This is a genomic window from Mesorhizobium sp. ESP7-2 (assembly GCF_020164715.1).
Classification (GTDB): domain Bacteria; phylum Pseudomonadota; class Alphaproteobacteria; order Rhizobiales; family Rhizobiaceae; genus Mesorhizobium.
Window position 1 is genome coordinate 48,997 of record NZ_JAIUGQ010000002.1, and the last position, 21,741, is coordinate 70,737.

Consider the following 21,741-nt stretch of genomic DNA (forward strand, 5'->3'; position numbering starts at 1 on the left):
GGTTGGGCGTAGCGTACTCATGCTTGGCTCCGCTAGAACCGGTCGACGCGATAGGGGCGAAGGTCGATCGGCGGGTTTTTGCCCGTGGCGAGATCGGCTATGAGGCGGGCCGTGGTGGCGGCATAGGTCAGACCGAGATGGCCATGGCCGGTGGCGTAGTAGACCCCGCCTGTCTTCGCTGATGGGCCGATGATCGGCACCGTATCGGGCAGCGCCGGCCGGTGGCCCATCCACTCGGTCGTTGTGTTTGCCTGCAGGTCGGGCAGCGCTTCCAATGCGCGCTTCACCAGCACCTTGGCGCGCCTGTAGTCGGGCGGCGCATCGAGACCGGCCATCTCCACCGTGCCGCCGACCCGGATGCCGCCGGCCGTTGGCGTCACCATGAAGGCGCGCGCGGGCCAGATGATGGAGTGCCGCATGGAGATCCCGGGTGCCATGATCTGCGTGTGGTAGCCGCGTTCGGTTTCGAGCGGAATATGTTCGGCCAGAAGCCTGGACAGACGTCCGGTATGGGCACCGGCGCACAGCACAGCCGACGGGATCGCAATGCGGCGCCCGTCTTTGAGGCGGATGGCTTCCAGCTTGTCACCCGAACGGTCGAAGCCGGCAACCTCGCCGGTTTCCATTCGGCCGCCGAGTGCAAGAAAACGCTCAGCCAGCGACACGACAAGTCTGTAGGGGTCGAGCACCGAGCGGTTTTGCGGAAACAGCACCGCGCGGCCGATCTTCGTCGTGATCGCCGGCTCAAGAGCGCGGAGCGCATTAGCGCCGAGCACCTCGTGCGGAAAGCCGAAACGTTCGAGGACCTCAATGTGTTCACGGTCGGCCTTGAACTCGGCCTCGTCGGTATAGAGGCTGAGGCAGCCTTCGTCCGTCAGCATATCGGAAAGCCCTGCCGCATCGAGCATCGGCAGGAGGTCGTCGTATGCCCGCTTGCACAGCGCGGCACCCGCCGCCTCGAGTTCGCGGACGCGCGATGGACGGCTGGCTTCGAGAAAGCGCAGGAACCATGGCGTGAGCCTCGGCAGATAGGAGGGCCGCACTCGCACCGGCCCCTCGAGGTCGAGAAGCCATTTGGGCATCTGAGCCCACACCGAAGGCCGCGACGCCGGCATGAATTCGGTGACGGCGATGCTCGCCATGTTGCCGAAGGATGCGCCGAGGCCGGGCTTGTCGCGGTCGATCAGCGTCACGCTCTTGCCGCGGCGCTGCAACTCGTAGGCAATAGCCACGCCGATGATGCCGGCGCCGACAACCGCGATTTGCTCTGTGCCCGCGCCAGACATCGTTTTACCCGATCACAGGTTCCATGGCCTTGCGGAAAGCGGATTTTTCCTCGTCCGTCAGCGCCAGCAGCGGCTTGCGGCCCAGGCCGACAGGCGTGCCGGCCAGTTCGCAGCCATATTTGACCTTCTGGACGAACTTCCCCGTTTCGAGACTGGACATCGCGCCGTAGATGACCTGCATCATGTCGCGCGCGCCTAGCCAGTCGCCGCCTTCGATCGTGTTCACCAGATCGACGCAGGCCTTGGCCATGCAATTGGCTGGGCCGCAGATCCACGACGTCGCGCCCCAGAGATAGAAGTCGAGCGTCTGGTCGTCGGAGCCATTGGTCACCTGGTAGCGGCTGCCATAGCGCGAGCGGATGTCTATGGCGCGCAGCAGGTTGCCACTGGACTCCTTGATGCCGAGAATGCGCGGCTCGTCAACGAAGGCATCGAGCACGTCGAGCCCGACCTCGACTCCGACTTTCGGCGGGTAGTTGTAGACGACGATGTCAACGTCGACGGCGTCGAGGACGGAACGATAATGGCCGATCAGTTCGTTCGGAGCAGGCGTAGCATAGAACGGCGCCGACAGTAGGACCGTGTCGTAGCCGAGGTCTCGGGCGCGCCTGGTGTGCTCGATGACCTCCCAGGTCGATCCTGCATTTGTGCCGGCGATCAGCAGTTCGTCCTTGTTGGCGAAATCAGCCACGAATTTCAGTACGGACGCCCGTTCATCCGAAGTCATGGCGTTGTATTCGCCGGTCGAGCCGCACGGCACCCAACCCTTGACGCCATCATTGCGAAGCTTGTTCAGCAGCTTCTCGTACTGCTTGAAGTCGATCTTGCCGTCGTCGCCAAACGGGGTGACGAGTGCTGGCATTACACCTCTAAGTTTCATCATTGTCTCCTGATAGGAAGCGCCTTTTCCGGACGCGTCAGATGGCGAGTTTGGTCAGAATGCGGCGCTCGATGAGCGTCACGGCGCGGGTCAGCGGGAAGGCGATGACGAAGTAGATCAGGGCGACTACAGTCAAAACCTCGACGGGATGCGCGGTATTGTTCGAAATGTTCTGGCCGACGAACATCAGGTCGGCCATGCCTACCGCCGAGACCAGCGCGCTTTCCTTGAAGAGGCTGATGCAGTTTGACAACAGGGTTGGGATGGCCCGCAGCACCGCTTGGGGCAGAACAACGCTGGTGATCTGGGTCCAGCGCGGCAGCCCCAGTGCCACGCAGGCGTCGATCTGCTCCTTGCCGACCGATTTCAGGGACGCGCGAAACGTCTCGCTCGTGATCGCGCCCATATAGAGCGAGAGCGCGATGACTCCTGAAACAAAGTTGGAGAGCTCAATGCCTAGCAGCAGCGGCAGGCAGAAGAAAATCCAGAACAGCTGGATGAGAACCGGCGTGCCACGAAAAAACTCGACATAGACGCTGGATACCGCGCGCAGCAGGCGGCTGGGGGATGTCCTGGACAGGCCGAGCAGAAAGCCCAGTGCACAGCCCAGAGCGACGCAAACCAGCGTCAGCTTGAGCGTCGTCCACAGGCCAAGCAAGAGCGCATATTCGAACCGCACCAGAACGTGAAAATCGAGGTTCATGGCCCGGCCCTCAGCTTGCCATCGCTTCGCGTCGACGCTCGAGATAGCCGACGATCTGCGTGACCGGAAACGAGACGGCGAAATAGATCAGCGCCACGACGGTAAAAGTCTCGATCGGCCGATATGTTTCGGTCGCGAGCGTCTTGCCCTGATACATGAGGTCTTGAACCGCGACGATCGCCACCAGCGCGCTTTGCTGGAAAATGACGATGCCGTTGGTCAGCAGTACGGGCACCGATGCCCGGAATGCAGTTGGCAGCACGATGTAGAGGATGCGCTGCCAGGGATTGAGACCGAGCGCAATGCCGGCGTCAATCTGCTCGCGAGGAACTGCCTGGATCGAGGCTCTGTAAGCCTCGGCGTTGAACGCGGTCAGGTTAAAACCGAGGGCCAAAATTCCCATGGTCATCGAGCCGAGAAACACGTTGAACAGCATCGGCACGCAATAGAAAAACCAGACTATCTGAACGATTGCCGGCGTGCAGCGGAAGAATTCGACAAACAGTGTCGCTGGGAGTCGGATCACTGCCCAGCGGCTCATAATCAGCAAGGCAACCACGAAGCCGAGCGTCAGCCCGATGAGATTTGCAGCTATCGTCAGCTGGAGCGTCACAACCAACCCGTCGAAAAGGGGGGGCAGGTTGCGTGTGACAGCCTGCAGATCGAAGGAATAATTCACGGCCCCCTCCTACTGCCTGATGTGGAAAACGCGGTCGATGAAGTCCTTGGTGCGCTCTTCCTTGGGAGAGCCGAGTACTTGTTCGGGTGGACCGTCCTCGACGATGACGCCGCCGGCGCAGAAGAGCACGCGCGAAGCGATGTTCTTGGCGAACCACATGTCGTGGGTCACGATCATCATCGGCATGTTCTGCCTGGCGAGCTGCAGGATCACTTGTTCTACCTCGCCGACCAGTTCCGGGTCGAGCGCCGATGTCACTTCGTCAAACAGCATCAGCTTGGGGTCAAGCATCAGGGCTCGGGCGATGGCCACGCGCTGTTTCTGGCCACCGGAAAGCTGCGCTGGGTAGGCCGCGATCTTCGGCTCCAGGCCAAAACGCGTCAAAAGTGCGGTCGCTCGCTCCGTGGCCACAGCCTTGGTCTCACCGCGGACCTTGCAGGGTGCAAGAATGAGGTTTTGCAGAACGTTGAGGTGGGGAAACAGCGTATAGTGCTGAAATACCATACCGATCGATCGACGAACCTTGTGGTCGATTGCTGTCTTGTGCGCCGGCGCCGACGAGGTGATGTAAGACTTGCCGCCGAAGGTGATCGAGCCGCTGTCGATACGTTCCAATCCCATCAGCACGCGCAGTAATGTACTTTTTCCACCACCGCTCGGACCGATGACGACAAGGCGCTCGCCCGCCTTCATTTCGATATTCAGGCCTTTGAGGACCTGCAGATTCGGGCCATAGCCCTTGTGCAGGTCACTGACCCTCACGAGAGCCGCATTCTCGGTTGCAGGCATGGCAATATCCCATCGAGGTCGGACAAACCGGGGATCGTGGGGCTGCTCGTATTGCAAAGCAGCCCCGCGCATTGTCAGTTCCCGGCCTTCAGGACCTCATCGACGGCCTTGTGGATGAGCGCATCGACCTCACCCGTGGCGACTTTCTCCTCCAGGAAGATGTTGACGACTTCGACGTCGGAGAACGACAGATCGTGCGGCAAGCCGAACGCCACGCCTTGCTTGGCAAGCGCCGGCGTGGGGTTGTAGGCCACGGCCCAACTCGGATTGGACTGGGTGAACAGCTGGTTGGTATCGGAAGCGTCGACCAGGATGTCCGCGCGCTTCGAGGTAACAGCAAGACGGGTTTCATCATTGCCCGGCAGGCGCAGGATCTGCGCCTTCTTCACCGCGGCAGAAATGGCCTTGTCCTGAGCAGTTCCCGACATCACGGCTAGCGTGACATCTGGCTTGTCGATATCGGCGATCGAAGCGGGATTTGCAGGGATCTTGCTGTTGTCTTTGTTGTAGGCCAGCGAGATCTGGTACTCCATCGCCGGAATCGAGAAGTTCACCGCCATTGCCCTGGCCGGCGTGCGGTTTAGGGCCAGCGACATATCCCATTTGCCTGCCTGCAGCCCGGCGACGATGTTGTCCCAGGTGGTGTCGACGAATTCTGGCTTGACCTTCAGCGCGTCGGCGAATTCACGGCACAGGTCGGCAAAAAATCCGGAATATTCCCCGCTCGCCGGATCGCGCATGATGTAGGGAGGGGCGACCGCAGCGCCACATCGCAAGACGCCGGCCTGCTGCACCTTTTGCCAATAGCCTTCGGTAGCCTGGGCATGCGCGGCGCCTGTCGAAATACCAGTCATGAGTGCCAAGGCAGGCAGCGCCCGCAGTGCGGACGAGAGCATTTTCATGAGCATCGTTGTTCCCTTTGCGTAGAGCGCACGCGGTGCGCGGTTCCGGATGTCGGCTCGGGCCGATCTTGACTTTGCCTGTTGTCGTCATAGTGTCGACAGGGTCAGATATGTCGACAGACAGTCGACAAAGTCAAGTGGAAAAAACAACGTGTCGACAACGCATGATCTTGCGAGTAGCGTCCCGGTTGCGAAAAAGGAGATTCCGTTGACCGCAGAAGTCGAAACGAAGCGTGCCAAGGGCGCCGGCTGGAAAGAGGTCTACGACACGCTGCGGACCGAAATCCTGTCGCTGACCATGGCCCCGGGTCACCTGCTCGATGAAACGACGCTGTCGGAGCGATTTGGTCTATCGCGCTCACCAGTGCGCGAAGCGCTGATCAGGCTCTCAGGCGAGGAATTGGTGGTCACGCTGCCCAACCGCAGCACGATAGTCGCGCCGATCGAGATCGCCACGTTCCCCAAATATGTCGAGGCCCTCGATATCGCTCAACGCATGAATACGCGGCTGGCCGCCGAACTGCGGACAGAGGCCGATCTGAAGGCAATTGCGCGGCGCCAGCGGGAATTCGAGGCCGCCGTGAAATCCGGCGATCATCTCGTCATGTCGGAAACCAACAAGCAATTCCACATGGCAATCGCTCGTGCCGGCCGCAATCCCTATTTGGCCTCGTTCTATGAGCGGCTTCTGGATCAGGGTCGGCGGATGCTCCACATGCATTTTGAGTTTCTGGAGAGAACCCATGAAGGCTATCTCCTCACCGATGAGCACCATCTGATGCTGGCGTCGATCAAAGCCAGGGATGTCGATCGCGCCGACAGCCTCGCGCATGCGCACACGCGCCAGTTCAGGGACAACTTCATCAACTTCATGAAGGAGAACTACACGACCGAAGTGTCTCTGGGGCACTACCGGGAAACGGCATAAAATCTCGCGGCGCCGCCACTGCGGATGACATGCGCCTCCGAACACCACATGGCGAATGCCGAGTACGCGCTGGTAGAAATCGATGGTCTCCGTCATATCCCTGACGGTGAGTACCACATGATCCAGGCCGGTTATCTTCATTAGTGCCACCTTTTGCTCCTAAAGCCGCGCACCTGCTTAGATGTCATGCATGCGCATTGCTTGAAACTGCCTTGCTTCCCTACGGCAGCGAGAAACCATTATGCAATCCGACTTTGCGAAAATGGAAAGTCATGGCATTTTCTCCTCCATAAGGCACGGAACCTGTCGAACGTCATTTGCGCCGATGCCCGTGCATGGCTGGAGGAGCCAGTGCGGTGTGCAGCCAATTTGGTGGGTGAAATGTCACTGGATAAGACCAAATCCGAATAGACGCCGCAGCTAAGTGAGTCGCGCCCTCGTCGTCCTGGGCGTGGCCAGGAGAAGGCTGGTTTCGCTGCCGGTAATGCCGGGGATCAGCCTGATGCGGCGCAGCACCGCATCGAAATCGGTCAGCGAGGCGGTGCCGAGTTCGACCACAAGGTCCCAGCGGCCGTTGGTGGTGTGAACGGTGGAGACCTCGGGAAAGCCGCCGAGCGCCCTGATGACGCGATCCGCAGCATGGCCCTCGATCTCGATCATCATGACGCCGCGCATCCGCTGGTCAACCGCATCGGCGCGCAGCACTACCGTATAGCCGATGATCTCGCCCGATCTTTCGAGCCGCTCCATGCGCGCCCGCACTGTCGCGCGCGAGACGCCCAGATCGACCGCGAGATCGGAAATGCTGCGCCGCGCATCATGCCGCAGCAGCGTCACCAGCCGTTCGTCCAACGCATCCATGATTGTCCATTTCGATCAAGTCATATGCGCAATATGGTAGATTGCTCTTGCCGAAATGCCAATTCTTCCTGTTCAAACCGCCAGGCAGCGGTGGTTCAATTGTCCAATCAATCGCGAGGGCGGAAAGAAATCATGCGCTGCAGGATCGTTGGCGCGCCGGTACAGGACGGTGCGGGCAGGATGGGATGCGAGATGGGGCCGAGCGCGCTGCGCACGGCGGGGCTGGTCTCAGTGCTGGCCGATCTTGGCCATGAGGTCGAGGACTGGGGCGCGGTCGAGAAGGCCGTGGCCCGCCCGGTGGCCCATGGTAACCTCGCGCTGAAGGCGCTGCCCGAGATTTCCGCCTGGACGGCGGCGATCGCCGAGACCGCCTATGCGGCTTCGCGCGACGCCATGCCGATCTTCCTTGGCGGCGACCACTCGATCTCCGCCGGCACCGTCTCCGGCGTGGCGCGCCGCGCCGCCGAGCGCCGCCGGCCGCTCTTCGTGCTGTGGCTCGACGCCCATCCCGATTTCCACACGCTCGACACCACCACCAGCGGCAATCTGCATGGCGTGCCACTCGCCTATGCGAGCGGGCAGGCGGGCTTCAAGGGCTATTTCCCGGATCTGCCTGAAGTCGTCGACCCGGCCCGCATCTGCGCCATCGGCCTGCGCAGCGTCGATCCGGCCGAGCGCCGCGCGATCACTGAAGCCGGCGTCACCGTGCACGACATGCGCGCCATCGACGAGTACGGCATCGCGCCGCTGCTGCGCGCCTTCCTGGCCCGCGTCGAGAATGAGAACGGCCTCCTGCATCTCAGCCTCGATGTCGATTTCCTCGACCCTTCGATCGCGCCGGCCGTCGGCACCACCGTTCCCGGCGGCGCCACTTTCCGCGAGGCGCATCTGGTGATGGAGATGCTGTCCGACAGCGGCCTGGTCTCCAGCCTCGACCTGGTCGAATTGAACCCGTTCCTCGACGAGCGCGGCCGCACCGCGACCCTGATGGTCGACCTCACCGCCAGCCTGATGGGCCGCCGCATTATGGACCGCCCGACCCGCAGCCATTCCGGGAGCCTCTGACCATGAGCCAGCCTTCGCGCCTTGCTATCGTCCCTTTCGTCAGCGTCGACCGCATGATGAAGCTGGTGCACGCCATCGGCGTCGAGCGCTTCCTCACCGAGCTCGCCGCCTATATCGAGGAGGATTTCCGCCGCTGGGAGCTGTTCGACAAGACGCCGCGCATCGCCTCGCACAGCCATGACGGCGTCATCGAGCTGATGCCGACCAGCGACGGCCGGCTCTACGGCTTCAAATATGTCAACGGCCATCCGAAGAACATGCGCGAGGGCCGCCAGACGGTCACCGCCTTCGGCGTGCTCGCCGATGTCGGCTCCGGATATCCGATGCTGCTCACTGAAATGACGATCCTGACGGCGCTGCGCACCGCGGCCACCTCTGCCCTCGCGGCCAAATATCTGGCGCCTAAGGGATCGCGCGTCATGGCCATCATCGGCAACGGTGCCCAGTCCGAATTCCAAGCCATCGCCTTCAAGGCGCTCACCGGCATCGACCGGCTGCGGCTTTACGACATCGACCGCCAGGCTTCGGAAAAATGCGCCCGCAACCTGGCCGGCAAGGGTTTCGACATCATCATCTGTTCGACCGGCCAGGATGCGGTGGAAGGCGTCGACATCATCACCACGGTGACGGCCGACAAGCAGTACGCCACCATTCTCACCGACAACATGGTCGGCACCGGCGTCCACATCAACGCGGTCGGCGGCGACTGCCCCGGCAAGACCGAGTTGCATCGCGACATCCTGCTGCGCTCCGACATCTTCGTCGAGTTCCCGCCGCAGACGCGCGTCGAGGGCGAGATCCAGCAGCTCGACGTCGACCATCCGGTGACCGAGCTGTGGCAGGTGATGACCGGCCAGGCTGAGGGCCGCAAGGCGCCCGAACAGATCACGCTGTTCGATTCCGTCGGCTTCGCCACCGAGGATTTTTCGGCGCTGCGCTATGTCCGCGACCAGCTCCAGGCGACCGGCCTCTACGAGGAGCTCGACCTGCTCGCCGACCCCGACGAGCCGCGCGACCTGTTCGGCATGCTGGAGAGGGCGGCAATGCAGCCGGCGGCTTGAGGGGGTCCTCCAGGGGCAGCAGCGAATTCCGCTGCCTTATGCGCGAAGTTCGGCGGCTGGAACTATTATTGCGTGATAGCGACTGACCGGAAGCGAGAGCGGATGGTCGCTGGTTCGGGAGACCACTGCCGTGAGGTGTGAACCAAGCGTAAAATGACTCAAATTCGCCCCGATTTTGGCCCAAGGCAAGGGCCAAAGCCGCGTCGGCTTGGCGTGTCCGAACTCCCCACCACCGACGCCGCGCTAGGCAATGGCGTATTCATTGGCCTCGAAAACATGGTGATGGACGCGGCCGGTGAACATCTTGAGAAGTTCGCTGGTCAGGTCGCGGCTCTGAAATCTCACGCTGGACTGAAGCGCCTTGTTACAAGTATCCATGTCGGGATAGCGGATGGCGAGCGCCATGGCATAGCCCGGCGCGCCGTCGTCACGAGCCGTGCCGTCCAGCACGCGCACTTCCTCGGCGCCCGGAAACTGCGTCCACAGGGGCACCAACCGCTCCCTGACGAAATGTCGGAACTCACTCTCGCGTCCGGCGTGGATCTCACCTTCAAAGAGTGCGTAGCGGATGATCATCGCGATGGTTCCTGATTTGCTTGCATTTGCACACCAAAGCCTTTGCGAGCGGATGCCGGCGGGAAGGCTTGCGGGCGCATCGCCTGAAGCGCCCGCGTTGACGATGCTATTTGCCCCAGATTTTCTTGTACTCGTCGCGGTAGCCGTTACCGGGATCAAACGAATTGTTGGGGCCGCCGTCGAACTCGACATTGTCGGCCGTCACCACATGCAGCGGCGACAGATAGCCAGACCATTTTTCGCCGGCCATGGCGCGGTTCAGTTCGTCGACCAACTGCCAGCCCTGCAGGTTGAGCGGCTCGGCCACCGTCACCTTCTGAAACTGGCCGGCGCGGATGCGCTGATAGGCTGATTCCGAGCCGTCGCCGGCGGCGACATTGATCGGCGCATCGGTGCCGGCCTTGCCGGCAGCCGCGAGCGAAGGACCCATGAAATCGAAATAGAGGTCGTTGATGGCCAACGAATGCGTCCAGGCATCGCCGTATTTCTGCAGCAGTGAGGTCGTCAGCTGTGGCATGCGCTGCGAAGTCTCGGCGATCGGCGTGTCGACATATTCGAGCACCTTACCGCCAAGCCGCTCGATCTCGGCCTTCATCTTGTCGGCCTTGGCGATGGCAATCGCATAGGTCGAGTCGGTGAAGATGACGACGCCGGGCTTGCCCTTGGCGTCGGCATAGGCCCAGTCGGCGGCGGCGGCGGAGACCTGCATGGCGTCTGTCGACACGTTGGCGAAGACGCCGGCTTTTTCGTCAGGTCCGATCACCGGGCCGGCATGCCAGGACACCAGCGGAATGCCGGCGGCCTTGGCCTGCTCCAGTGCCGGCGCCTGCTCGACGGCGTCGAAACCGTTGATGACAATGCCGTTGGGCTTCAGCGCCATCGCCTGGCCGAAAGCGGCGGTGCGGCCGCCAATCGAGCCGGCGCCGTCGATGACCTTGACCTCCCAGCCGATCGCTTTGGCGGCTTCCTCAACACCGGTGGTGACGCCGAGAATGCCGCCGTTTTTGAGGTCGCCGGCCAAAATGACGATGGTCTTGCCGGGCTGCGCCTTCGGCCCAGTGGTCGGACCGTCCCAGGCCGTGACCTTCTGGGCATACTTCTGCACAACCGCCATGGCATCAGCCATCGCGTCCGCCCTCGCCTGACCGGAGAACAGAACCGGAGTAGCAATGGCCATCGCCATCCAGGCGACGGAAGCGTTTAAAAATGTCCTGCGTTGCATGTTGGTACCTCCCTTAGCTTTCAAGAATTTGCGTGCGATTTGGAACGTTGCGGTGGAACGTCGGCGCCCCCTCACCGACTGATATCTCCGGCAACCGGGCCAACCCCGGCCGGATGGGCGTTGACGTAGATGGCGTAGAGCGATGTCTGCGCAGTGATGTAGAGGCGGTTGCGCCTGGGGCCGCCGAAACAGAGATTGGAGACCAGTTCAGGAACCAGCACCCGGCCGATCAGTGTCCCGTCCGGCGCGTAAACCCGCACCGAGTCGGCGCTGGACGCCCAGATGTTTCCGTCGCGATCGACGCGGAACCCATCGAACATGCCGGCTCGACATTCTGCAAAAATGTCACTTGCCCGAACCGAGCGGCCGTTGTCAGCGAGTCCATACGCGTGGATGGCGCGCGGCAGGCCCGGCACATGGCTGGCGCCGGTGTCCGAGACATAGAGTATCTTCTCGTCGGGTGAGAAGGCGAGACCGTTCGGCTGCACCCTATCGGTGATGACAGTGGTCAGTTCGCCCGCGGCCTCGTCAAATCGGTAGACGTGAGAGCCACCGATCTCTGGATTGGCGATCTTGCCCTCATAGTGGCTATCGATGCCGTAGACGGGGTCGGTGAACCAGATCGTTCCGTCGGATTTGACCACCACATCGTTGGGCGAATTGAACCGCTTGCCATCGACGCTTTCGATCAGGGCCTGCCAGCGGCCGTCATGCTCGAGCCGGGAGACCCGGCGCCCGCGATGCTCGCAACCGACGACGCGGCCTTCGCGATCAAGTGTGTGGCCGTTCTGGTTGTTGCATGGCGTCTCGAAGACACTGACGGAGCCGTCGGTTTCGTCGTAGCGCAGCAGCCGGTCGTTGGGGATGTCAGACCACAGCAAATGCTTTGCCGATGGCACATAGACAGGACCTTCCGCCCAGCGGCTGCCGGTCCACAACCGTTCGAGCTTGGCATGGCCGATGATCAGCTTGCCGAAACGGTCGTCCAGAATCTCGTAGTCGCTCATACTGTCATTCCGAATAGGTTCCGGGCACCGGGAGTGCGGCCGCGGGCCGATTACTCCGCGGGTGGCTGGGCGTTCTTGATCCTGACGTGCTGGGCGGCACCGCGCTTACGTTGGGAGTAGCCGGCGATGCCGATGGCGACGAGCAGTGTCACCCCGTTGAACAGTGGCTCGACGAAAAAGGAGCCGCCAAACTGCTGGATGCCGGAAATGCCGACGGCCAGGATGATGACGCCGGTCATCGTGCCCCAGACATTGACGCGCCCAGGCTTGATGGTGGTCGAGCCGAGAAAGGCGCCGACAAGCGCCGGCAGCAGATATTCCAAACCAACGCTCGCTTGGCCGATGCGCAGTTTGGAGGCAAGCAGCACGCCGGTCAGCGCCGTCAGGAAACCCGAGGAGACGAAGGCGCCGATGACGAAGCGGCGCACAGGAATGCCATTCAGCGCCGCAGCCTTTGGATTGGCGCCGATGGCGTAAACGTAACGGCCGATCGGCAGGTATTCGAGGATGATCCACAGCGCGACGGCGATGGCCAAGACATAGAGGCCGGTGATTGGCAGCCCGAACACCATGGTGCCGTTAAGCGCATAAAAACCGTTGGGCAAAACGCCAACGACTTGCCTGCCGCCCGTGTGCCAGAGCGCCAGTGCATAGAGCACGGTGCCGGTGCCGAGCGTGGCGATGAAGGAATCGATGCGGGCGACTTCGACCAGCAGGCCGTTGAGGAAGCCGGTCGCGGCTCCGAGCAGCAACACAATCAGCACCGCTAGCGGCCATGGGAAGCCGAACATTGTCTGCAGGCTGATGGCGAGGATGTGCCACAAGACGATGCCATAGCCGACTGTCAGGTCGATGCGACCCGACGCCATCGGTATCATCGCAGCCAGTGACAACAGCGCAATGATCGCCTTGTCGGAAATGATCGAACGCAGATTGAGCAGCGTCGGAAAGGTGTTCGGCAGCAGGATCGAGAACAGCAGGATCAACAGCACGGTCAAGATCACCAGCCCGTAGACAGGCAAAAGCCGGGCGATCTTCTGCCTCATGGATAGGCTGGCCATCTCACCGCGGGTCGGCTCAAGCGCGCTGGATTCGATCGATTGCATGGGCTTTGCTCCCAGAAAAATCAGGCGGCTTCGGAAGCCGATGCCGCGGTAATCACGGCGGACGTGGTGAGGTCTTTTCCAGTCAGTTCGCGCACGATGCGGCCGCGCGAAAACACTAGGGCACGATGGCAGATATGAGCGATCTCCTCGAAGTCGGTCGACACGACGACGACCGCCAGGCCGGCTTCGAGCGCGTGCCCGATCAGCCGGTAGATCTCGGCCTTAGCGCCGACATCGACGCCGGCTGTCGGGTCCTCGGCGATCAGCAAGGTACGGCCGGTGTGCAGCCAGCGCCCAACCACAACTTTCTGCTGATTGCCACCGGACAATGCCTCGATCGGCAGGTTCGGATCATTGGGGCGCAAGCCCACCGAGGCGCCGATGGCTTGCGCAAGGGCTGCCTCTTTGTGGGGCGCCAAGAACGAGAACAGGCCACGCATCCCGGCGCCTGGATTAAGAAAGCTGTTTTCTCGGATCGACAGCGAAGCTGCGATCGATTCCTCGGTGCGGTCGCGCGCGATTAGCCCGACGCCGGACGCCATCGCGGCGTTCGGGCTCGACAGATCCGGCGTGGCGCCGCGGATGGTCACCGTGCCGGCAAATGGCTGGCAGCCGAACAAAGCACGACCGACCAGTTCCTGCCCGGCCCCGCGCAGCCCGACCAGACCAAGCAGCTCGCCCTTGCGCACCTCGAATGACACCGGGCCGGCGCCGACGCAAACCAGGTCGCGGACGGCACAGATGGTCTCACCGGCCTCGGTCTCTACCTTGGAGAAAACCTGGCTTACCGGACGGCCGACGATCATCTCGACCAGTTCTTCCGGCCTGGTGTCGGCGACCTGCTTCTGCCCGATCAGCCTGCCGTCACGCAGGACCGCTACCCTGTCGGCTATGCGGAAGATTTCATCAAGCCGGTGTGAGACATAGATCATGCCGACGCCGCGCTGCTTGAGCGGGCGTATCGCGTCGAACAGACGCTCGACCTCGTCGGCTGGGAGGCTGGCGGTCGGTTCGTCGAGCACGAGCACATCGGCCTCGGTGGCTAGCGCGCGGGCAATCGCGACCAGTGATTTTTCGGTCCGGGTCAGATCCTGGACGCGCGTCGTCGGATCGAAGTCGCAACCGACCAGCTTCAGCGCTTCACGTGCCCGCTCCTCGGTGGCGCGCCAATCGATGAGGCCGGAGCGCAGTGAAAACCCTTGGGCGAGGCCGACGTTCTCGCCGACCGTCATCCATTCGATCAGGCCGAGATCCTGATGGATGAAGGCCACGGGCTGGCGCTGGTTGGGACGTGGCGGGTGATGGTGATAGGGCTCGCCACAAAACAGTATCTGGCCGCCATCAGGCCGGTAGATCCCGGCAAGCGTCTTGATCAGCGTCGACTTACCGGCGCCGTTCTCGCCGAGCAGCGCCAGGATCTCGCCCTTGCCGACATCGAGTGTCACGTCGGAGAGAGCGCGGGTGCCGCCAAACTCCTTCGTAATCGACTTGAACTCGATCAGTTTTTCGTGGGCCACAATCGCGTTCCTCCCGAGATCGCCAAATTATGTTATCGATAACATTTCAGGGCGTCAAGCGTCAAATTCGGAGCGATCGATCAGGCGGACTTACCGTCGAGCAGGCGCATCATCTCCGCCGAGTCCTTCGGCCCCAAACCGGCAGCGCAAAGGAGGCGGTGGATCTCGACGACCTGCCCGGTCATCGGCAGCGGCGTCCTGGTCTTCAGCGCGAAGGATTGCAGAGAATCCAGATCCTTCAGCATGTTGTCGATGCGGCCGGTCGGCGAATAGTCGCGTGCGGCGAACTTCGTCATGAATTCCTGCATGATGCTGGAATCGGCGCGCCCGCCCTTGAGCGCCGCCGGGATCGTCCGGGGATCGACACCGCCGGCCTCGGCAAGCTTGACCGCTTCGGCAACCGCCTGGAACAGAACCGCGCAAAACAGCTGGTTGATGAGCTTTGTCGTCTGCCCTGCCCCGCTTGGACCCATCAACGTGTAATTGGCGCAAAGATGTTGCATCACGGCGCGGGCGCGTTCGAAGTCGGCCCGCTCTCCGCCGGCCATCACCGTCAGCCGGCCGGCCAATGCGCCGGGAACGCCGCCCGACAGCGGGCAGTCGAGCCATTTCATGCCCGTCTCGGCCGACAGTTTTCTTGCCATCCGCGCGGTGTCGGCAGGATCAATTGACGACATGTCGATCAGCAGCTTTTCGGACGACGCTGTGGCAGCGGCACCGCCTTCGCCGAACACCACCGCGCGCACGATGTCGGCATGGTTGAGGCTGAGGATGACGAAGTCATTGGCCCGCGTCGCCTCGGCAACCGACACCGCCGATGCCGCACCTTTGGCTGTCAGCGCCGCGACCTTGGCCTTGTCGAGATCGAACACCGTCACCTCTTGCTTTGTCTCGATCAGCCTTGTGGCGATCGCCGATCCCATGATGCCGGCGCCGATGACGGCGACTTTCGCTGCTTGGATCATCTCAACGTGCCTCTCTCTTCAACTTGGCGGCCGGAACGATGCCGAGGGCGCTAAGCCCATTCAGCGCCGCATCTGCGATACTGTCCACCGGAGCGTCGATGTCGACGATGACCACCAGCGGCTCGCCGGCAGGACTCTCCAGTGCGGCGAACTGGCTGTCGAGCAACGCCGGAGGAAAGAAATGGCCGCGGCGTTCCGCCAATCTCGCCTGGAGCACCGCGCGCGTCCCTTCGAGATGCACGAAGAACACCGGTCCGTTTGCCGCCTGACTCAACCGGTCGCGGTACGATGTCTTCAGCGCCGAACAACTGATGACAAGCCCACGGCCCTGTTGGCGCGCCAGACATAAGGCCGCGCCGACCAGATCGAGCCACGGCAAGCGATCGTCGTCGGTCAGCGCCATGCCCGCAGACATTTTTTCGACATTGCCGTACGGATGCAACGTGTCGCCTTCGACAAAGGCAAGGCCAAACCGCGCGGCGATCTCGATGCCGACGCTGGTCTTGCCGCATCCGCTCACACCCATCACGACGATGAGTGCAGGCTCAAAGGCAGGTGGTGATGCCGCCGTCGACATAAAGCGTGTGTCCATTGACAAAAGAAGAGGCCGGGCTAGCCAGGAACACCGCGGCACCAACCAGTTCGCCGACGTCGCCCCAGCGTCCTGCCGGCGTGCGGTTGGTCAGCCAGGCCGAAAATTCGGGATTGTCGACCAGCGCCTTGTTGAGCGGAGTCTTGAAATAGCCCGGAGCAATGGAGTTGACCTGCAGCCCGTGCTTGGCCCAATCGGCGCACATGCCGCGCGTCAGGTTGCGCACCGCGCCCTTTGTGGCGGTGTAGGGCGCAATGTTGGTGCGCGCCAGTTCGCTTTGCACCGAAGCGATGTTGATGATCTTGCCGCGCTTACGTGGGATCATGTGCCGCGCCACCGCCTGCCCGACGAAGAAAACGCTGGAGATGTTGGTCCGCAACAGCTCCTCCCATTTGTCGGCGGGAAAGTCCTCGAGCGGCGTGCGGAATTGCATGCCGGCATTGTTGATCAAGATGTCGATGGCGCCGATGCCAGCCTCGATTTCGGCGACGCCGTTCGCTACAGCCGCATGATCTGTGACGTCGAAGATAGCGCTATGGGTTTTGAAGCCTCTCATTGTCAGCGCATCCGCCGCCGCCTCAATTTTGCTGGCGGTGCGGCCGTTGAGCACGATCTCAGCGCCGTGCTCAGCCAGCCCTTCCGCCAGGGCCAGGCCGATGCCCTGCCCCGACCCGGTGATCAGCGCCCGCGTGCCGGTCAAGTCGAACAATGAACTGCCCATGGGCCCTCCCGCGAGATGTCCTGAAGCAGACGCGATTTGCGTTGCGCTTCGCCAATGCCTATTGACATGGATGTTATCGATAACATAGTCAATGGGAAAAAATGAACTGGGAGCAGAGAGCGCCATGACCGACATTTTGATGACTGGCCCCTATCCGGAATGGGACATGGAGGACCTCGAGCGCACCTATCGCGTTCACAAGCTTTGGCAGGTCCAGGACAAGGACGCGCTGATCGCCAGCCATGCCGGCACCATCCGCGCCATCGCCACCCGGGGCGAGCTTGGCGCCAGCGCCGCGCTGATGGCGAAGCTGCCGAAGCTCGAGATTGTTTCCTGCTACGGCGTCGGCACCGACGCCATCGATCTAGCCTACGCCAGGGCCAACGGTATTCGCGTCACCAACACGCCTGATGTGCTGACCGACGACGTGGCCGACATCGGCATCGGTCTGCTGCTTGCCGTCGCGCGAAAAATCCCGCAGGCCGACGCCTATGTGCGCGATGGAAGCTGGCGCAAGGGGAATATGGGGCTGGTCACGCGTGTCTGTGGAAAAAGGCTGGGCATTGTGGGCATGGGCCGTGTCGGCGCGGCAGTGGCCAAACGCGCCGCGGCCTTCGACTGCGAGATCGCCTATTTCGATGTGCGCAAGCGCGAGGACCTGCCTTACGACTTCTGCAGCGATCTGGTCGAGCTGGCGCGAACGAGCGAATTCCTGATCGTCACGCTGGCTGGCGGCGACAGCACAAAGCACATCATCAATGCTGCGGTATTGGCCGCACTCGGACCGGACGGCATCGTGATCAACATTTCGCGCGGCAGCACGGTCGACGAGACGGCACTGCTGACGGCGTTGGAATCGGGAACGATCAAAAGCGCCGGGCTGGACGTGTTCTGGAACGAGCCGACGATCGACGAGCGCTTCCTGAGGCTTTCCAACGTCGTACTGCAACCGCACCACGCCAGTGGTACGGTAGAGACCCGCAAGGCGATGGGGCAGCTGGTTCGCGATAATCTTGCCGCCCATTTCGGCGCAAGATCCTTGCTGACACCGGTCGTCTGAGAAAGGATCGCCGCCATGAAGTCGATCGTCATCCACGCGGCAAAGGATTTGAGGATTGAAGAGACCGATCCGGGGACTCTCGGCACGGGGCAAGTCGAGATATCAGTCGAAGCTGGCGGCATCTGCGGCTCGGATCTGCACTATTACAACCACGGCGGCTTCGGCGCGATCCGCCTGCGCGAACCGATGATCCTCGGCCACGAGGTCGCCGGCACGGTCAGGGCGCTGGGCAGCGGCGTCTCCTCTCTCGCCATCGGCGACCGTGTCGCGATCTCGCCGAGCCGGCCGTGCAATGCCTGCCGCTACTGCCTGCAAGGCATGCAGAACCAGTGCCTCAACATGCGTTTTTACGGCAGCGCCATGCCGATGCCGCACATCCAGGGCGCCTTCCGCCAGCGCCTCGTCGCCGAGGCGTGGCAGTGCCACAAGGTCGCCGACGACGTTTCCATCAACGAAGCCGCCTTCGCCGAGCCTTTCGCTGTCACGCTGCATGCGGTGAACCGCGCCGGATCGCTGCTCGACAAGCGAGTCCTTGTCACTGGTAGCGGTCCGATCGGCGCGCTTTGCATCCTCGCCGCAAGAGCCCACGGCGCGCGTGAGATCGTTGCCACCGATGTCATGGACGGCGTGCTGGCCAAGGCTTTGGAGATCGGCGCCGACCGCACGATCAATGTCGCTGCCGAGGGCGACAAGCTCGCCGCCTACAATGTCGACAAAGGCAGCTTCGATGTGATGTTCGAAGCCTCCGGTAATGAGCGCGCCGTGCGGGGCGGGCTCGACGTCCTGAAGCCGCGCGGCGTGCTGGTGCAGCTCGGCCTTGGCGGCGACCTGTCGATCCCGCAGAACCTCATCGTCGCCAAGGAGATTGAGATGCGCGGCAGCTTCCGTTTTCACGACGAGTTCGCACTTGCCGTCGACTTGATCAACCGGCGCCGCGTCGACGTCAAACCGCTGCTGACCGGGGTCTATCCGATCGATGAGGCGATCGCCGCTTTCGAGGTCGCCGGCGACCGCAACAAGTCGATGAAGGTGCAGATCGCCTTCTGAAAGTCCGCTGAACGCGCGGTTGCGCGCAGCTCAAACAACGTCGGCACCAATCGCAGCCAACGCTGCGCGAGCCACGTCGAAATCGTGTTCGCCGGTTCCCGAACCAACTCCGATGCCACCGGCCAGACGGCCGTCGAAGCGGATTGGCAGGCCGCCAGGTAGATTGGTCACGCTACCTTGCGAAGCGATCCCGGCACAAAGCGCCGCATCGGGCGCCATGCCGCCTGTAGCGGCGTTGACCGCCGCCGCCGTGCGCGCCTTTGCTTGTGCCGTGCGCAGGCTGAGAAACCGGGCACCGTCCATGCGCAGACTGGCCAATGTCTCGCCGCTCGCATCGACGATCACAAGACATTGCGGTACGCCAATGGCGGTCGCGCGTGCCGAGCCGGCCGCGACCGCCTTCAACGCTCCGGCATGCGTGAGGCTGATGGTTTCGCGAAACATGGCCATTGAACCGCCCTTCTTCCTCATGTCGGGGGGCTCAGGTACTTTCGCGCTCAACCACGCGATAGGCTGTCAGAACGATTTCCTGGTCTCGCTTTTTCTCGTCACCACGGATGATCTGGATTAGCCTGCGGGCAGCCTGTCGGCCGATGCCGTAGCAGTCCACATTCACGGTGGTGATGCCGGGGTGGCAAAAGGCGGCGACCTCATAGTCGCCAAAGCCAGCAATGGCGATGTCTTTCGGCACCTGCAGGCCACGGCGCTTGCATTCCATTAGCGCGCCGAAGGCCGACAGGTCCGAGACGCAAAGCACCGCCTCGGTGTCGGGCCAGCGCTCAAGCATGCTGACGAGCGCCTGGCCTCCCTGCTCGATGGAAATCGGCGGCACGCCGAAGGACACGAGGCGGCCGGGCGGCAGGCCCAGCTCCTCTATGGCCCTGACAAAGCCGTCGCGCCGTTGGCTGCCTCGCGTATCGCGTGAGGTCGTGCCGCCGATATAGCCGAACTTCCGGTACCCTTTCCTGGCCAGTGTCTTGACGAGCAGGCCCATCGCCTCCTCGTTGGAAAAGCCGACGACCTGGTCGATGGGCCTGACCGGCAACTCCCAGGTTTCGACCACCGGGATGCCAACGCTTGCCAGCAGGCGGCGTGCCCGTTCCGTGTGGGCGCCGCCGGTCAGAATTATGCCTTCCGGCCGCCGGCGCAGCATCGCTTCGATCAGCCTCTCTTCCTTCTCTATCGTGTAGTCCGTGTAGCCGAGCAAGAGCTGAAGTCCCGTGCTCTCCAATTCATCGGTAATGCCGCGCGCTGTGTCGGCAAAGTTCGAATTGTTGATGGAGGGCACGATCGCCGCAACGAAGCCGGTCTTGCGCGACGACAGCGTGCCGGCCGACTGATCGAGCACGTAGCCGAGGTCGTTGACCGCGGCCATGATCTTCTCGCGCGTCGTCTTCGAAACACGGCTGCCCTCCTTCAGGGCACGCGAGACGGTCATCGCCGATACTCCCGCGCGCTCCGCCACGTCGGCCATTGTCGGCGCGTGGCTCTCGACGGATTTCGAAGAAACAGCCTTGGCCATCAGATCGTCCCATGGATCAGTAGTACTGGTCCGCGCGCTGCCACAGGCACGAGTGCAGCGCGCCAACGCAACAGCTTGATCTGACGTCCACCCCAGTTCATGCCCCCCCCTTGATAATCGGACTGCCGCCCGCATGTTATCGATATCACGTCGCCTTGGCAACACGCGTCGGCGGGCGACTGCGCTTCGATTTGTCGCTGAAAGAGAGATCGGCAAATGGGTTCTTCTGCTCGGGGAATCCCAAGTGGCGAAAATAATCGCCGTAGAGTGATCGCAGGTTGCCCATGTTGCGGTTGCCAGTCGAGGCTGAGCGATCGCTGGGACCCTCGTCAGACGCCACCCGGTCGAGCCAGTATTTATGAACCTTCAGCGCGTCCTCGCGCGTGATCTTGCTCATCGGCTTGTCCTCGACCAATTCGATGAACACATCGACGCTCATCTGCCGCTTGGCCTTCCAGCGCTTGCGCTGATCCGGGCTCTCGGTGCGAAGCTCATCGCGAACGATCTAGGAAAAATAGACCTTGAGCGCTTCGGATATCTTTTCATCAGGTCGTTCGACCATGCCTGCGACAGCGCCCACCACAGGCGATTTCGCCGGCTCAGATATCGTGTTTTCGAAGCGCTGTAGAATGGTCTCCAACGGTTCGGCGGTGAGAATCTCGGCGAGCGGCCGATAAACGAATCCCAGCGACTCGATGCGCTTGATGGCTTGGTCGTATCGGACGCGCGCCGCCTGTGGATTTTCACCCAGCATCAACGATGCCCACAGAGCATTGTCGGCTGCCTCGTTGAGATCTCGGGCGGTACGCGCCTTTTTTCGGTCAGTGGTGCCGAGGGCGCGCCGAACGAATGCACCGCGCCGGTCGAGGTCGCCGACCTCCTTGGGCACGCGGCGATAGTAGTGGAAATGAACGCCCCTCAATTGCAGGAAGCGGTCAGGATGTTGCTCTTCACGACGTCGTCCCACGGTACCAATCCGCCTTTTTGTATCACAATAGGTAACACAATACGTAACACAAAACGGCAAAACGCCGCAATGGCAGAGCCTTGCTTTGCGAATTTCTGCTGCGAAGTCAGATACTTACGAGGGAAATCCGATGGTACCGTTGGCTGGGATCGAACCAGCGACCTCCGGATCCACAATCCGGCGCTCTAACCATCTGAGCTACAACGGCACGTCTTAACGTTAGTAGCAGGATCGAGGTGGAAGGTTCATTCTCCGCGATCCGCTCTGTCGTTCGGCGATGCGTCC

General features: G+C 62.1%; 24 protein-coding genes, 1 tRNA gene and 1 pseudogene. 5 read left to right on the plus strand and 21 right to left on the minus strand.

What is annotated here, in order from left to right:
* Positions 1–32: 32 nt before the first annotated feature.
* The 6 genes from LB543_RS02600 to LB543_RS02625 form a co-directional block, all read right to left on the minus strand.
* On the minus strand, positions 33–1,286 hold the full coding sequence (locus LB543_RS02600; protein WP_224612937.1) for an NAD(P)/FAD-dependent oxidoreductase: 1,254 nt from the start codon (positions 1,284–1,286) through the stop codon (positions 33–35).
* A gap of 4 nt (positions 1,287–1,290) precedes the next feature.
* A complete protein-coding gene (locus LB543_RS02605) occupies positions 1,291–2,166 on the minus strand; it encodes a dihydrodipicolinate synthase family protein (RefSeq protein WP_224612939.1) in 876 nt (291 codons plus the stop codon).
* Positions 2,167–2,203: 37 nt separating this feature from the next.
* A complete protein-coding gene (locus tag LB543_RS02610) occupies positions 2,204–2,869 on the minus strand; it encodes an amino acid ABC transporter permease (RefSeq protein WP_140764379.1) in 666 nt (221 codons plus the stop codon).
* Positions 2,870–2,879: 10 nt separating this feature from the next.
* Positions 2,880–3,548, minus strand: coding sequence for an amino acid ABC transporter permease (locus LB543_RS02615; RefSeq protein ID WP_140764376.1), 669 nt, complete (start codon positions 3,546–3,548; stop codon positions 2,880–2,882).
* Positions 3,549–3,557: 9 nt separating this feature from the next.
* A complete protein-coding gene (locus LB543_RS02620; RefSeq protein ID WP_140764453.1) occupies positions 3,558–4,337 on the minus strand; it encodes an amino acid ABC transporter ATP-binding protein in 780 nt (259 codons plus the stop codon).
* A gap of 74 nt (positions 4,338–4,411) precedes the next feature.
* On the minus strand, positions 4,412–5,245 hold the full coding sequence (locus tag LB543_RS02625; RefSeq protein WP_140764373.1) for a substrate-binding periplasmic protein: 834 nt from the start codon (positions 5,243–5,245) through the stop codon (positions 4,412–4,414).
* A gap of 202 nt (positions 5,246–5,447) precedes the next feature.
* On the opposite strand from LB543_RS02625, the gene LB543_RS02630 reads away from it, so the two are divergent.
* On the plus strand, positions 5,448–6,167 hold the full coding sequence (locus LB543_RS02630; protein ID WP_181183058.1) for a GntR family transcriptional regulator: 720 nt from the start codon (positions 5,448–5,450) through the stop codon (positions 6,165–6,167).
* A 63-nt stretch (positions 6,168–6,230) separates the two neighbouring features.
* Here the strand turns inward: LB543_RS02630 and LB543_RS34135 are convergent.
* Positions 6,231–6,308 (minus strand): annotated as a pseudogene (locus LB543_RS34135) (VOC family protein); the annotation flags it as partial.
* A 279-nt stretch (positions 6,309–6,587) separates the two neighbouring features.
* On the minus strand, positions 6,588–7,028 hold the full coding sequence (locus LB543_RS02640; protein WP_140765945.1) for an Lrp/AsnC family transcriptional regulator: 441 nt from the start codon (positions 7,026–7,028) through the stop codon (positions 6,588–6,590).
* Positions 7,029–7,160: 132 nt separating this feature from the next.
* On the opposite strand from LB543_RS02640, the gene rocF reads away from it, so the two are divergent.
* Together rocF and LB543_RS02650 are read left to right on the plus strand one after the other, a co-directional pair.
* Positions 7,161–8,093, plus strand: a complete 933-nt coding sequence (gene rocF / locus LB543_RS02645; RefSeq protein WP_140765943.1) for an arginase — start codon at positions 7,161–7,163, stop codon at positions 8,091–8,093.
* Positions 8,094–8,095: 2 nt separating this feature from the next.
* Positions 8,096–9,154, plus strand: a complete 1,059-nt coding sequence (locus LB543_RS02650; RefSeq protein ID WP_224612941.1) for an ornithine cyclodeaminase — start codon at positions 8,096–8,098, stop codon at positions 9,152–9,154.
* A gap of 243 nt (positions 9,155–9,397) precedes the next feature.
* Here LB543_RS02650 and LB543_RS02655 read toward each other — a convergent pair whose 3' ends face one another.
* The 8 genes from LB543_RS02655 to LB543_RS02690 form a co-directional block, all read right to left on the minus strand.
* Positions 9,398–9,730 carry a hypothetical protein gene (locus tag LB543_RS02655; RefSeq protein ID WP_140758965.1) on the minus strand — a complete coding sequence of 111 codons (333 nt, stop codon included), beginning with the start codon at positions 9,728–9,730 and terminating at the stop codon, positions 9,398–9,400.
* A 106-nt stretch (positions 9,731–9,836) separates the two neighbouring features.
* Positions 9,837–10,952 (minus strand): substrate-binding domain-containing protein, encoded by a 1,116-nt coding sequence (locus tag LB543_RS02660; RefSeq protein ID WP_224612943.1) that lies wholly within the window; start codon positions 10,950–10,952, stop codon positions 9,837–9,839.
* A gap of 71 nt (positions 10,953–11,023) precedes the next feature.
* A complete protein-coding gene (locus tag LB543_RS02665) occupies positions 11,024–11,959 on the minus strand; it encodes an SMP-30/gluconolactonase/LRE family protein (RefSeq protein ID WP_224612945.1) in 936 nt (311 codons plus the stop codon).
* Between the two features lie 50 nt (positions 11,960–12,009).
* Entirely contained in the window at positions 12,010–13,065 is a 1,056-nt protein-coding gene (locus LB543_RS02670) for an ABC transporter permease (protein WP_224612947.1), read from the minus strand.
* Positions 13,066–13,085: 20 nt separating this feature from the next.
* Positions 13,086–14,582, minus strand: coding sequence for a sugar ABC transporter ATP-binding protein (locus tag LB543_RS02675; RefSeq protein ID WP_224612949.1), 1,497 nt, complete (start codon positions 14,580–14,582; stop codon positions 13,086–13,088).
* Between the two features lie 80 nt (positions 14,583–14,662).
* A complete protein-coding gene (locus LB543_RS02680; RefSeq protein WP_140758960.1) occupies positions 14,663–15,547 on the minus strand; it encodes an NAD(P)-dependent oxidoreductase in 885 nt (294 codons plus the stop codon).
* 1 nt (position 15,548) lies between these two features.
* Positions 15,549–16,124, minus strand: coding sequence for a gluconokinase (locus LB543_RS02685; RefSeq protein ID WP_224612951.1), 576 nt, complete (start codon positions 16,122–16,124; stop codon positions 15,549–15,551).
* Positions 16,093–16,860: an SDR family oxidoreductase gene (locus LB543_RS02690; protein ID WP_224613129.1), complete on the minus strand. Its 768-nt coding sequence runs from the start codon at positions 16,858–16,860 to the stop codon at positions 16,093–16,095. Before LB543_RS02690 ends, LB543_RS02685 begins: the two co-directional genes overlap by 32 nt.
* Before the next feature lie 124 nt (positions 16,861–16,984).
* Here LB543_RS02690 and LB543_RS02695 point away from each other — a divergent pair, with 124 nt between their 5' ends.
* Complete coding sequence (locus LB543_RS02695) at positions 16,985–17,920, plus strand: 2-hydroxyacid dehydrogenase (RefSeq protein WP_224612953.1); 936 nt, start codon at positions 16,985–16,987, stop codon at positions 17,918–17,920.
* Between the two features lie 15 nt (positions 17,921–17,935).
* Positions 17,936–18,967 (plus strand): L-idonate 5-dehydrogenase, encoded by a 1,032-nt coding sequence (locus LB543_RS02700; RefSeq protein WP_224612955.1) that lies wholly within the window; start codon positions 17,936–17,938, stop codon positions 18,965–18,967.
* Between the two features lie 30 nt (positions 18,968–18,997).
* On the opposite strand, the gene LB543_RS02705 is transcribed toward LB543_RS02700, so the two are convergent.
* From LB543_RS02705 to LB543_RS02725, 5 genes are all read right to left on the minus strand, one after another.
* Positions 18,998–19,417 (minus strand): heme-binding protein, encoded by a 420-nt coding sequence (locus LB543_RS02705; RefSeq protein ID WP_224612957.1) that lies wholly within the window; start codon positions 19,415–19,417, stop codon positions 18,998–19,000.
* Positions 19,418–19,448: 31 nt separating this feature from the next.
* Positions 19,449–20,489 carry a LacI family DNA-binding transcriptional regulator gene (locus LB543_RS02710; protein ID WP_224612964.1) on the minus strand — a complete coding sequence of 347 codons (1,041 nt, stop codon included), beginning with the start codon at positions 20,487–20,489 and terminating at the stop codon, positions 19,449–19,451.
* A 145-nt stretch (positions 20,490–20,634) separates the two neighbouring features.
* The gene (locus tag LB543_RS02715; RefSeq protein ID WP_224612965.1) at positions 20,635–20,886 is read right to left on the minus strand and encodes a hypothetical protein; all 252 of its coding nucleotides are present in this window, start codon (positions 20,884–20,886) and stop codon (positions 20,635–20,637) included.
* A gap of 108 nt (positions 20,887–20,994) precedes the next feature.
* Positions 20,995–21,378 (minus strand): hypothetical protein, encoded by a 384-nt coding sequence (locus tag LB543_RS02720; RefSeq protein WP_224612966.1) that lies wholly within the window; start codon positions 21,376–21,378, stop codon positions 20,995–20,997.
* Positions 21,379–21,587: 209 nt separating this feature from the next.
* Positions 21,588–21,664: transfer RNA gene (locus LB543_RS02725), tRNA-His, on the minus strand.
* Positions 21,665–21,741 lie beyond the last annotated feature (77 nt).

Bases quoted from the DNA above. Each gene is read 5' to 3' on its own strand.
- LB543_RS02710 (WP_224612964.1), bottom strand. From the start codon at position 20,489: ATGGCCAAGGCTGTTTCTTCGAAATCCGTCGAGAGCCACGCGCCGACA.
- LB543_RS02655 (WP_140758965.1), bottom strand. From the start codon at position 9,730: ATGATCATCCGCTACGCACTCTTTGAAGGTGAGATCCACGCCGGACGC.
- LB543_RS02650 (WP_224612941.1), top strand. From the start codon at position 8,096: ATGAGCCAGCCTTCGCGCCTTGCTATCGTCCCTTTCGTCAGCGTCGAC.
- LB543_RS02715 (WP_224612965.1), bottom strand. From the start codon at position 20,886: ATGAGCAAGATCACGCGCGAGGACGCGCTGAAGGTTCATAAATACTGG.
- LB543_RS02665 (WP_224612945.1), bottom strand. From the start codon at position 11,959: ATGAGCGACTACGAGATTCTGGACGACCGTTTCGGCAAGCTGATCATC.
- LB543_RS02640 (WP_140765945.1), bottom strand. From the start codon at position 7,028: ATGGATGCGTTGGACGAACGGCTGGTGACGCTGCTGCGGCATGATGCG.
- LB543_RS02610 (WP_140764379.1), bottom strand. From the start codon at position 2,869: ATGAACCTCGATTTTCACGTTCTGGTGCGGTTCGAATATGCGCTCTTG.
- LB543_RS02685 (WP_224612951.1), bottom strand. From the start codon at position 16,124: ATGTCGACGGCGGCATCACCACCTGCCTTTGAGCCTGCACTCATCGTC.
- LB543_RS02700 (WP_224612955.1), top strand. From the start codon at position 17,936: ATGAAGTCGATCGTCATCCACGCGGCAAAGGATTTGAGGATTGAAGAG.
- LB543_RS02605 (WP_224612939.1), bottom strand. From the start codon at position 2,166: ATGAAACTTAGAGGTGTAATGCCAGCACTCGTCACCCCGTTTGGCGAC.
- LB543_RS02625 (WP_140764373.1), bottom strand. From the start codon at position 5,245: ATGCTCATGAAAATGCTCTCGTCCGCACTGCGGGCGCTGCCTGCCTTG.
- LB543_RS02690 (WP_224613129.1), bottom strand. From the start codon at position 16,860: ATGGGCAGTTCATTGTTCGACTTGACCGGCACGCGGGCGCTGATCACC.
- LB543_RS02670 (WP_224612947.1), bottom strand. From the start codon at position 13,065: ATGCAATCGATCGAATCCAGCGCGCTTGAGCCGACCCGCGGTGAGATG.
- LB543_RS02620 (WP_140764453.1), bottom strand. From the start codon at position 4,337: ATGCCTGCAACCGAGAATGCGGCTCTCGTGAGGGTCAGTGACCTGCAC.
- LB543_RS02680 (WP_140758960.1), bottom strand. From the start codon at position 15,547: ATGATCCAAGCAGCGAAAGTCGCCGTCATCGGCGCCGGCATCATGGGA.
- LB543_RS02600 (WP_224612937.1), bottom strand. From the start codon at position 1,286: ATGTCTGGCGCGGGCACAGAGCAAATCGCGGTTGTCGGCGCCGGCATC.
- LB543_RS02660 (WP_224612943.1), bottom strand. From the start codon at position 10,952: ATGCAACGCAGGACATTTTTAAACGCTTCCGTCGCCTGGATGGCGATG.
- LB543_RS02705 (WP_224612957.1), bottom strand. From the start codon at position 19,417: ATGGCCATGTTTCGCGAAACCATCAGCCTCACGCATGCCGGAGCGTTG.
- LB543_RS02695 (WP_224612953.1), top strand. From the start codon at position 16,985: ATGACCGACATTTTGATGACTGGCCCCTATCCGGAATGGGACATGGAG.
- rocF (WP_140765943.1), top strand. From the start codon at position 7,161: ATGCGCTGCAGGATCGTTGGCGCGCCGGTACAGGACGGTGCGGGCAGG.